This is a genomic window from Streptomyces venezuelae (assembly GCF_008642355.1).
In the GTDB taxonomy this organism is placed as follows: domain Bacteria; phylum Actinomycetota; class Actinomycetes; order Streptomycetales; family Streptomycetaceae; genus Streptomyces; species Streptomyces venezuelae_B.
On sequence record NZ_CP029193.1, the window covers coordinates 1,085,318 to 1,094,272 of the forward strand.

Here is an 8,955-nt window from a genome sequence, read left to right on the forward strand (position 1 = left end):
GGCTGCTTCATAGGCAGCTCCGCACAGTAGGCGCAGGCGCAGCGGAGGGCCGGCGGTAGGGGTGCCAGCCGGCCACCGCAAGCACGCCCAAGGAGCGGCCATGGCATACGTCGAGTGGCGCGGAAACACCTGCCGAGTCGTGTGGAACACCGGCGCCAAGGACGACCGCGGCAAGTGGATCTACGACCAGCAGGGCGGATTCACCGACGAGGCCGTCGCCAAGAACTACGGCCTCGACCGCGAGGCCGACATCCGCAATGACCGCTACGTCAGCAAGCGGGACGGCTCCCTGCTCATGCGGGACTACTGCCGCACCTGGCCGGACACCCTCGACGTCGGGCACCTGCGCGACAAGGCGATCCGGTCCATGCTGCGGCTGTACATAGTGCCCCGCTGGGGCGACACCGCGGTCGGGGACATCAAGCCCTCCGCCTACCGGGCGTGGAAGATCCAGCTCAAGGCGAAGCCGAACGTCGGCGACAAATACGGTGAGGAGATCCTCACCGTCTTCTCCATGCTCATGGACGACGCCGTCGACGACGGCCTGCGCGCCGCCTCGCCGGTCCCGAAAGGCAAGCGCGCCCGCCGCGGGAAGTACAAGAAGAAGCCGCGCGAACGCAAGCGCGAGATGCGCATCGCAGACGTCCACCAGCTGGCCTGCAACGCGCTCACATTCTGGGGCCTGGACGGCTTCGTCTTCGTGTGGACGATGGCCTGCACCGGCATGCGCCCCGCAGAGCTCTATGCTCTGCGCCGGGTCTACACGCATCCCGCCTGGCCTGCTAGCGACCCGCTGGACGACCCGGACGAGCATGACCGCGCCGAGCGGCACGCGGAGGATCTTGAGCGCTACGGACCCGGCCTGATGCCCGCGGTGCGCGTTCAGTGGCAGCATCAGCGGAAAGACGGCGCGCTTCAGACGTTTCCGCCGAAGTACGAGTCGCGGCGCGCCCTGGTCCTGCCCCCGTTCCTCACCTCGCTGCTGGGGCTGCTGCTCGCCAGCCATGACGGCGAGTACGTTTTCCGGTCGGTGACGGGCGGCCTGCTGGCGAACGCGAACTTCACCTACTACTACTGGCGGCCAATCGCAGACGGCCGGGACGCCTCGGCGGATTTCGAGCGGACCCGTCTGGGCCAGCGTCAGACCGTCGCCTCCCGACGGCCCCTGCCGGAAATCCCCGCGACCTCCTACGCCGGGAAGCGCCTGTACCTGCTGCGGCACGGCCACAAGGAGTGGATCGACGAGGACGGGCACAGCCGGATCGCTACAGAGAGCCGGATGGGTCACGAAGTCGCCGGCGTCGAGGGGCTGTACGCGAACGTGACAACGGCCATGGAGCAGGCCATCATGGATTCGTTGCAGGAGCGCTTCGAGCGGTTCCTGCGGGAGGAGAAGCCGGAGTTGCCCGACGGTTCTCCCATTTCTCTCCCGCTCACTCTCGTCGAGTGGTGGAACCGGCAGGTCACAGCGGTGCAGCACCCTGAATGATGATCTGGTTCATGAAGTTCATCACCACGAAGAGCTTCATGCCGTTCGTCTACTACCGCGTCCTGCTGGGCATCGTGCTGATCGTGCTGGTCGGCACGGGTGCGTTGAGTCCCCACGCGGGCGAATCGGCAGGCTGAGCGCCGGTCAGGGACGTACGTCGTCCCTCGCGCCGGCCCTCCCCGCCTCGCTCGTGTGCGGGCGCGCCCACGGCAGCCGATGGGGCCGTACGGCGGTCCTTCTTTCGTGGCTTCCGTGTGCCGCTCAGCGAGCCTCGGGGAAGCCCTGAGTCGTCACCTCACCCGAGCTCATGGAGGACATCATGCTTCGACGCATCGCCGTAGCCTTCGCAGTCTGCGCCGCCGCCGGAGTCATCAGCAGCGGCCCCGCGATGGCCGCGGACCCGGGCGACGACCGTCCCGGCAAGTACGTCATCACGGCCGTCAACCAGCTCGACTCGGACCGTCTGCCCACCTGCTACCGCGACCTCTACGCCACCCCGTCCGCGACCATCTGCCACTGACACACCTGTGCACCCGCCCGCCGGCACACGTCGGTGGGCGACAGCACGCAGGCAGCCCCTCGTTCTCCCGCACGGCGACGCCCCGCTCCACTACCCTCCAGGCCACAGATCGGTCACCTGCCCCAGGAGGAGGACCACCATGACGCTGCAGCGAATGGACAACGTCGCCATCGTCGTCGAGGACCTGGACGCCGCCATCGCCTTCTTCGGCGAGATCGGGATGGAGCTGGAGGGGACGGCGCAGGTCGAGGGCCTCTACGCGGACCGCATCCTCGGACTCGACGGCGTGCGCACCGACATCGCGATGATGCGCGTCCCCGACGGACACGGCCGGCTGGAGCTGACGAAGTACCACGCCCCCGCCGCGCTCCCCGCCGCACCGCCCCGACCCTCCCCCAACACACTGGGCCTGCACCGCGTCATGTTCGCCGTCGACGACATCGACGACACCGTCGCCCGCCTGCGCCCCCACGGCGCGGAACTCCTCGGTGAGGTGGTCCGGTTCGAGAACAGCTACCGCCTCTGCTATCTCCGCGGCCCCGCGGGCATCATCGTCGCCCTGGCCGAACAGACCGGCTAGCGCCCGCCAGGGCGCGTGCCGCCGCCCGCACCGGGCCCGTTCGGTCACGTGCCGCAGGTGTGCGGTAGCTGACAGTTCCGATTGTCGTAGGCATCCCCTAGGCTTGGCGCCATGCCCTTAACCCCACCACCCCATGGTTCCGTGCGCTCTTCCGACGAGCTGAACGAGCGGATTCGCGGCCTGTGGCTGCGTGCAGGCGGTCGCCTCTCCGCCGAACAGCGCAGAGAGTACGAGCAGTTGGTGACGGAGTGGGCCGCCGCTGTCCGCGCGGAGATCGTGAGGGCCGCGTAGCCGCTCCTTCCCCTCCGTGCATATCCCTGCACACCCCTTGGCTCCCCACCTCCCGTGCCCAACACTGAGCCGATGACGCAGCGCGTGGAACTCGCCGCCGTGATCGACCGGTTGGCCGTCGATGCCCTCATCACCGAGTACGCGGTGGCCGTCGACGACGGCGACTGGACCGCCTACCGACAGCTCTTCGCCCCGGACGGACGCGCCGACTACCGCTCCGCGGGCGGCATCGAAGGAGGAGCCGACGAGATCACCGCGTGGCTGTCCGAGACCATGCGGATGTTCCCGATGCGCCAACACCTGATCACCAACCGCAGGCTGGAGTTCGGAACGCTGGAACAGGACATCGACGACGTCGCCCGCGTCCAGGCCGACTACGTGAACCCGATGCGGTTCGCGCAGCCCCCGGGACCGTCCCCCGCCGCCGAGCCCGCGACCGCGCCGGACTTCATCTGCGGCGGCCGCTACGCCTTCACTCTTACCCGTACGCACAACGGCTGGCGGCTGCGCCGAGTGGTCGTCACGGAGAAGTGGCGCCAGATGGCGGGCCGACGTCGAGAAGCCGCCTCCGAAGCCTGAGCCCGAATCACCTGTCCTCCAGGTGCCTCCTCCACGTGCCCGACCCACTGTCCTAGATCGTCTGTGTCACGCACACTGGTCGTACGACGGGGGCGTCGGGGACCTAGGGAGGCGCTGCATGGAGCTGTCCGGCGACGACCGGCGGGAGCGGTACCGGCAGGGTGCCGCCCGGCTGCTCGCGTCCCGCTGGTGGCGCGGCGCCATCGCCGTCACCGCGGGAGCGCTGCCCGCTCTCGCCTTCCCCGCCCCGTCACTGTGGTGGTTCGCGTACGTCGCCCTGGTGCCGTGGCTGCTCCTGGCGCGGTCGGCCCCCACCGCACGGCGCGCCGCGCTCGACGGCTGGCTGGGCGGCCTCGGCTTCATGGTGGCCGTGCACCACTGGCTGCTGCCGAGCCTGCACGTGTTCACCGTCGTCATCGCCGCGCTGCTCGGACTGCTGTGGGCTCCCTGGGGGTGGCTGGTGCGGCGGCTGCTCGGCGGCGTGCCGGGGCCGGGGCGGGCCGCCGCCGCGCTCGTCGTGCTGCCCTCGGGGTGGCTGATGGTCGAACTGGTCAGGTCCTGGGAGGGGCTCGGCGGGCCGTGGGGTCTGCTCGGCTCCAGCCAATGGCAGGTGCCGCCCGCGCTGCGACTCGCGTCGGTGGGCGGAGTCTGGCTGGTCAGCGCGTTCGTCGTGGTGGTGAACACGGGGGTCGCGCTGCTCGCCGTGGCGGGGGAAGCCGCGGCACGGTCCTCGACTCGGCGTACGGACGTTCGACGTACGGACACTCCGCTCATAGACCCTCGGAGTACGAACACTTCGCGTACCGACACTCGGAACACGAAGACTTCGCGTACCGACACTCCGCGTACCGGCACTCCACGTACGCCCACCGCCGTCACCGCCACCACCCGCCCCGCCTCCGCCGCCCTCCCCGCCCTCGCCGGCGTCCTCACCGTGGCCACCGCCACGGCGGCCGCCTGGGCATGGGCCCCCCGGCCCGAGCCCGCCGGGCACACGCGCGTCGCCGTCGTCCAGCCCGGCGTCATCGCGGACGGCATCGCGAGCGCCGACCAGCGGCTGGCCCGCGAGGAGGCGCTGACCCGGACCCTGGCGGGCCGCAACCCGGACCTCGTCGTGTGGGGCGAGAGCAGCGTCGGGTTCGACCTGGCGGACCGGCCGGACGTCGCCCGCCGCATAGCCGCGCTCTCCCGCGAGGTGGGCGCGGACATCCTCGTGAACGTCGACGCGCGCCGCTCCGACCGGCCCGGGATATTCAAGAGTTCCGTCCTGGTGGGCCCGGACGGGCCGACCGGCGACCGCTACGACAAGATGCGGCTCGTGCCCTTCGGCGAGTACATACCGGCGCGCTCCCTGCTCGGCTGGGCGACGTCGGTCGGCAAGGCCGCGGGCGAGGACCGTCGGCGCGGCGACCGGCAGGTGGTCATGCGCACCGGCCGTGACGTCCCGTCCGGCCAGGGCGACGGCCTCCGCGTCGGCCCCCTCGTCTGCTTCGAGTCCGCGTTCCCCGACATGAGCCGCCGGCTCACCCGGGACGGCGCCCAGCTGCTGCTCGCCCAGTCCGCCACGTCGTCGTTCCAGCACAGCTGGGAGCCCCGGCAGCACGCGTCGCTCGCGGCGGTACGGGCCGCGGAGACCGGCCGCCCCATGGTGCACGCCACGCTCACCGGTGTCTCCGCGGTGTACGGCCCGGAGGGTTCGCGCGTCGGCGGCACGATCGGCACCCCCGCGAGTGCCGCGGCCCTGTACGACGTGCCGCTGGCCACCGGCGAGACGGCGTACGTGAAGTTCGGCGACTGGCCCGTGCACGCCGCCCTGCTCGTGCTCCTCGCCCTGGGCCTGATCGAAGGCCTGCGCACCCTGCGATCTTCCGGGCGGGCGGCCGACAGGGCCACCCCCGGGACTACCCCAGGCCCCGCTCCTGAGCCGCGCGAACCACCCGCTCGCACAGCTCATGGGTCGCCAGCGCGTCCCGGGCGCTGAGCACCTTCCCCGCCCGTACTGCGTCCAGGAAGGACAGCACGACCTGTTCGATACCGCGCTGACGGGCCACCGGCACCCAGTCGCCGCGCCGCCGCACGCTGGGCTGGCCCTTGTGGTCGACGATCTCGGCGAGATTGACGACCTGCCGCTTGGTGTCCTGGCCGGAGACTTCGAGGATTTCCTCGGTGGAGCCGCTCAGCCGGTTCATCATGCCGATCGCGACGAACCCGTCTCCCGCGAGCTGTACGACCACGTGGTGCATGAGCCCGTCCTCGACGCGGGACCGCACCGTGACGTCGTCGATCGGACCCGGCGCGAGGAACCGCAGTGTGTCCACGACGTGGATGAAGTCGTCGAGCACGAGCGTGCGCGGGTCCTCGGGCAGGCCCACGCGGTTCTTCTGCATGAGGATCATCTCGCGGGGGTGCTCGACGCACTGTGCGTAGCCGGGCGCGAAGCGGCGGTTGAAACCGACCGCGAGGCTGACGCCGCGCTCCTCGGCGAGGCGCACGAGCCGCTCGGAGTCGGCGAGTTCGTACGCGATGGGCTTGTCCACGTACGTCGGCACGCCCGCCTCGACGAGCCGTGTGACGATCTCGGGGTGTACGGCGGTCGGCGCGTGTACGAACGCGGCGTCGAGGTCCTGGGCGAGCAGGGCGTCCAGGTCGGTGTGGCAGCGGGACTCCGGGATGTGGTGGACGCCGGCGACCCGGGCGAGTGTTGCGGGCGTGCGCGTCTGCAGGTGCAGTTCGACCCCGGGCAGGGTGGTGAGGACGGGCAGGTACGCCTTCTGCGCGATGTCGCCGAGTCCGATGCAGCCGATCTTCACCACTGTTCTCCTGTCTGCTGTCCGCCTACCGACGACTGTCGCCTGCCTGGTGCCGCTCGGTGGCTCCGGTCGTCGTTCCCGCAGCATACGGGGGTTGCGGGGGACGCCAGTCGGCGATGGAGGAGAAGCTGCGCATGACGAAGTCGGGGCCGAGGCGCGTCACCGTCGAGACGAGGGCGTCGCGTACGCCGATGAGCGGGCCGCTGGTGAGGTGCGTGAGACGGGCGGCCCGTGCGGCACGCCGGACGATCTCGGTGGTGCGGGGGACGCGGGCCGCGCTGTAGGCCGCGAGGCCCGCGCCGAGGTCGGCGCCCCGCGGCACGTGGTGGGCGAGGACCACGGCGTCCTCGATGGCCTGGTTGCCGCCCTGGCCGAGGCTCGGCGCCATGGCGTGCGCCGCGTCGCCGATGAGGGCGACGCGACCCCGGTGGTACGCGGGGAGCGGCGTCGTCAGGTGACGGACGTCGTTGCGCAGGACGTCCTCCGTCCTGACGGCGTCGATCAGGTCCGGGATCGGGTCGTGCCAGTCGGCGAAGCGGCGCCGCAGCTCCGCCTTCTCGCTGTCCGGCGCCCTGCCTCCCTCGGGCAGCCGGGCGGTGGCGTACGCGTACACCCTGCCGTCCTTCAGCGGATGCGTGCCCCAGACACCGCCGCGGCCCCAGGTCTCGTGCGGCGCGAAGGGCCGGTCCGGCGCCGGGATGACGAAGCGCCACGCGGTGAACCCCGCGTACACCGGTCCGGGATGGGCCGGGAACAGGGCTGCGCGCACGGCGGAGTCGATGCCGTCGGCGCCGACGACGAGGTCCGCCTCGATGTCACCGTCGTCCGTGGTGACGACGGCGGGGCGGTCCGCGGTGCCGGGGTCCGTGAGGCGGGCTCGCGCGCCCGTGCGGAGCGACTTCTCGGGCAGCGCGGAGACCAAGAGGTCGACGAGGGTCGCGCGGTGCAGCATGACGAGCGATCCGCCGTACGCCCGCTCGGCCGTGGCGGCGCTCGTACGCACCAGCCACCGGCCGTTCTGCGCGCGCATCCCGCCGTCGCCCTCCCAGGCGGCGAGCGCGCGGACCCGGTCTCCGAGGCCGAGGACGTCCAGGGCGCGCTGCGAGTTGGGGGCGAGACCGATGCCCGAGCCGACCGGCTCCAGGGAAGCGGCGCGCTCCAGGACGGTCACCCGCCAGCCCGCCGCGTGCAGCCCGATGGCCGCGGCGAGCCCGCCGATGCCGGCGCCGATGACGACGGCATGGGGCTGTGGCTCCAGGGCTTGGTTCATGGTTCCCCCTTCTGAAAACTACAGGTGTAGTGAGCGGCCGGTACGACCGTACTACACCTGTAGTGCGCCAGGTAAGGTTTCCGTCATGGCCGTACGCAGCACGGGGGCTCCCCGCACCGAACTCATCGCCGACGCCGCCCTCGCCCTGCTCGCGGAACGCGGCATGCGCGGTCTCACCCACCGCGCCGTCGACGAGGTCGCGGGACTCCCCCAGGGCTCCACGTCCAACCACGCGCGAACCCGGCTCGCCCTCTTGGAGGCGGCGGTACGACGGCAGGCCGAGCGCGAGGCGGAACTCCTGAACCCCGCCGAGATGCCCGACCCGTCGGCGGGGCGCGAACAGGTGGCCGCGGCACTGGCCCTGGCCCTGCACCGGTACCTGACCGGAGACCATCGCCACCTCCTCGTATCCCGCTACGAGTTGGCCATGGAGGCGACCCGCAGGCCGGAGCTGCGGGCCTATTACGACGCGGCCGGCGCCCGGTTCAGAGAGCCTCTGATGGCCCTGCTCCGCGCCGCGGGCTCCACCACGCCGGAACGCCACACGCTGTCCCTCGTGGCCTGGTGCGACGGGCTGATGTTCTCGTGCGTGGCGGGTTCGTTCCACGCCGCGACACCGACGGAGGAGGAACTGCGGAGCAGCGTGGGGGAACTGCTGCGGGGGATGCTGGACGGCTGAGGCGGGGCGTCGGGTCTGTCACCCGTGCGGGGCAACCTCACGGGTTCCCGAGCCAACTTCGGTCGGACCCAGCAGAGTTGCGCAGATGCTTCGACCGACGACCAGCACCGCCGCCGCGCTCCTCGTCACCGCGGCCGTCTCTGCCGCCGCCTCGGCCGCCGTCACCGGCTGCACGAGCGTCGAGCGGCCCTCGGGCCCCGGCCCGACGGCGGCCACCGCACCGCAGCCCGCGCCCCGTACCGACGGCGAGCAGCGCCCGAAGATCGTGCAGGCCCCGGCACGGGAGGCCCTGCAACGCATGGACCCGCCCCGCAGTCCGTCGCCCCGGAAGACGGACGGTAGCCCGAACCCCGCTTCCCTAGCCGGCCCCTCCGCCCAGCCCCCGTCCCGCACGCACCGTTCGGCGCCAACGCCCGGCACCGCAGCCGCCGCCCCCGCGCGCGGACCCGCCGCCGCACGCCCCGACGCCGGAGCGACCCGCCCCGCCCCCGTCGGAGCCCCCGCCGCTCCCGTCACCGACGTCTGCGCCCTCGGCGAGACCTACGGCAAGTGGCGCCCGGACAGCCCCGAAGCGGTCATCTGCCGCGACACGTACGGCCACTGACCCCGCGGCACGCCCCCCCGCCCCAGCAGACCGCCCGACGCACCCCCGGCACCTCCGGAAACCCCCGCCCGACCGACCCCGCCGCGCGCCCCTCTCTCTCCGAGACCCCCGCCCCAGCAGACCGCCCGGCATA

The 8,955-nt window shown here is 72.0% G+C and carries 10 protein-coding genes and 1 pseudogene; 9 read left to right on the plus strand and 2 right to left on the minus strand.

What is annotated here, in order from left to right:
- Positions 1 to 100 precede the first annotated feature (100 nt).
- From DEJ47_RS05050 to lnt, 7 genes and pseudogenes are all read left to right on the plus strand, one after another.
- Positions 101 to 1,489, plus strand: a complete 1,389-nt coding sequence (locus DEJ47_RS05050) for an integrase (protein ID WP_150165348.1) — start codon at positions 101 to 103, stop codon at positions 1,487 to 1,489.
- Positions 1,486 to 1,626 (plus strand): annotated as a pseudogene (locus tag DEJ47_RS05055) (undecaprenyl-diphosphatase); the annotation flags it as partial. The gene DEJ47_RS05050 and the pseudogene DEJ47_RS05055, both read left to right, overlap by 4 nt.
- A 182-nt stretch (positions 1,627 to 1,808) precedes the next feature.
- Positions 1,809 to 2,009, plus strand: coding sequence for a hypothetical protein (locus DEJ47_RS05060; protein WP_150165350.1), 201 nt, complete (start codon positions 1,809 to 1,811; stop codon positions 2,007 to 2,009).
- 139 nt (positions 2,010 to 2,148) lie between these two features.
- The gene (locus tag DEJ47_RS05065) at positions 2,149 to 2,589 is read left to right on the plus strand and encodes a VOC family protein (RefSeq protein WP_150165352.1); all 441 of its coding nucleotides are present in this window, start codon (positions 2,149 to 2,151) and stop codon (positions 2,587 to 2,589) included.
- Positions 2,590 to 2,730: 141 nt separating this feature from the next.
- Positions 2,731 to 2,880 carry a hypothetical protein gene (locus tag DEJ47_RS05070; RefSeq protein WP_398338598.1) on the plus strand — a complete coding sequence of 50 codons (150 nt, stop codon included), beginning with the start codon at positions 2,731 to 2,733 and terminating at the stop codon, positions 2,878 to 2,880.
- Between the two features lie 72 nt (positions 2,881 to 2,952).
- On the plus strand, positions 2,953 to 3,459 hold the full coding sequence (locus DEJ47_RS05075) for a nuclear transport factor 2 family protein (RefSeq protein WP_150165356.1): 507 nt from the start codon (positions 2,953 to 2,955) through the stop codon (positions 3,457 to 3,459).
- Positions 3,460 to 3,577: 118 nt separating this feature from the next.
- Entirely contained in the window at positions 3,578 to 5,440 is a 1,863-nt protein-coding gene (gene lnt / locus DEJ47_RS05080; RefSeq protein ID WP_223828240.1) for an apolipoprotein N-acyltransferase, read from the plus strand.
- Here lnt and DEJ47_RS36320 read toward each other — a convergent pair.
- Both DEJ47_RS36320 and DEJ47_RS05090 read right to left on the minus strand, forming a co-directional pair.
- A complete protein-coding gene (locus DEJ47_RS36320) occupies positions 5,361 to 6,269 on the minus strand; it encodes a Gfo/Idh/MocA family protein (RefSeq protein ID WP_161270756.1) in 909 nt (302 codons plus the stop codon). The genes lnt and DEJ47_RS36320 overlap by 80 nt on opposite strands.
- A gap of 25 nt (positions 6,270 to 6,294) precedes the next feature.
- Positions 6,295 to 7,539, minus strand: a complete 1,245-nt coding sequence (locus DEJ47_RS05090) for an FAD-dependent monooxygenase (RefSeq protein WP_150165358.1) — start codon at positions 7,537 to 7,539, stop codon at positions 6,295 to 6,297.
- A gap of 85 nt (positions 7,540 to 7,624) precedes the next feature.
- Here DEJ47_RS05090 and DEJ47_RS05095 point away from each other — a divergent pair, with 85 nt between their 5' ends.
- Together DEJ47_RS05095 and DEJ47_RS05100 are read left to right on the plus strand one after the other, a co-directional pair.
- Positions 7,625 to 8,218: a TetR/AcrR family transcriptional regulator gene (locus DEJ47_RS05095; protein WP_150165360.1), complete on the plus strand. Its 594-nt coding sequence runs from the start codon at positions 7,625 to 7,627 to the stop codon at positions 8,216 to 8,218.
- A gap of 85 nt (positions 8,219 to 8,303) precedes the next feature.
- Positions 8,304 to 8,822: a hypothetical protein gene (locus DEJ47_RS05100; protein WP_150165362.1), complete on the plus strand. Its 519-nt coding sequence runs from the start codon at positions 8,304 to 8,306 to the stop codon at positions 8,820 to 8,822.
- The last annotated feature ends 133 nt before the right edge of the window (positions 8,823 to 8,955 follow it).

Bases quoted from the DNA above. Each gene is read 5' to 3' on its own strand.
- DEJ47_RS05050 (WP_150165348.1), top strand. From the start codon at position 101: ATGGCATACGTCGAGTGGCGCGGAAACACCTGCCGAGTCGTGTGGAAC.
- DEJ47_RS05060 (WP_150165350.1), top strand. From the start codon at position 1,809: ATGCTTCGACGCATCGCCGTAGCCTTCGCAGTCTGCGCCGCCGCCGGA.
- DEJ47_RS05065 (WP_150165352.1), top strand. From the start codon at position 2,149: ATGACGCTGCAGCGAATGGACAACGTCGCCATCGTCGTCGAGGACCTG.
- DEJ47_RS05075 (WP_150165356.1), top strand. From the start codon at position 2,953: ATGACGCAGCGCGTGGAACTCGCCGCCGTGATCGACCGGTTGGCCGTC.
- lnt (WP_223828240.1), top strand. From the start codon at position 3,578: ATGGAGCTGTCCGGCGACGACCGGCGGGAGCGGTACCGGCAGGGTGCC.
- DEJ47_RS05090 (WP_150165358.1), bottom strand. From the start codon at position 7,539: ATGAACCAAGCCCTGGAGCCACAGCCCCATGCCGTCGTCATCGGCGCC.
- DEJ47_RS05095 (WP_150165360.1), top strand. From the start codon at position 7,625: ATGGCCGTACGCAGCACGGGGGCTCCCCGCACCGAACTCATCGCCGAC.
- DEJ47_RS05100 (WP_150165362.1), top strand. From the start codon at position 8,304: ATGCTTCGACCGACGACCAGCACCGCCGCCGCGCTCCTCGTCACCGCG.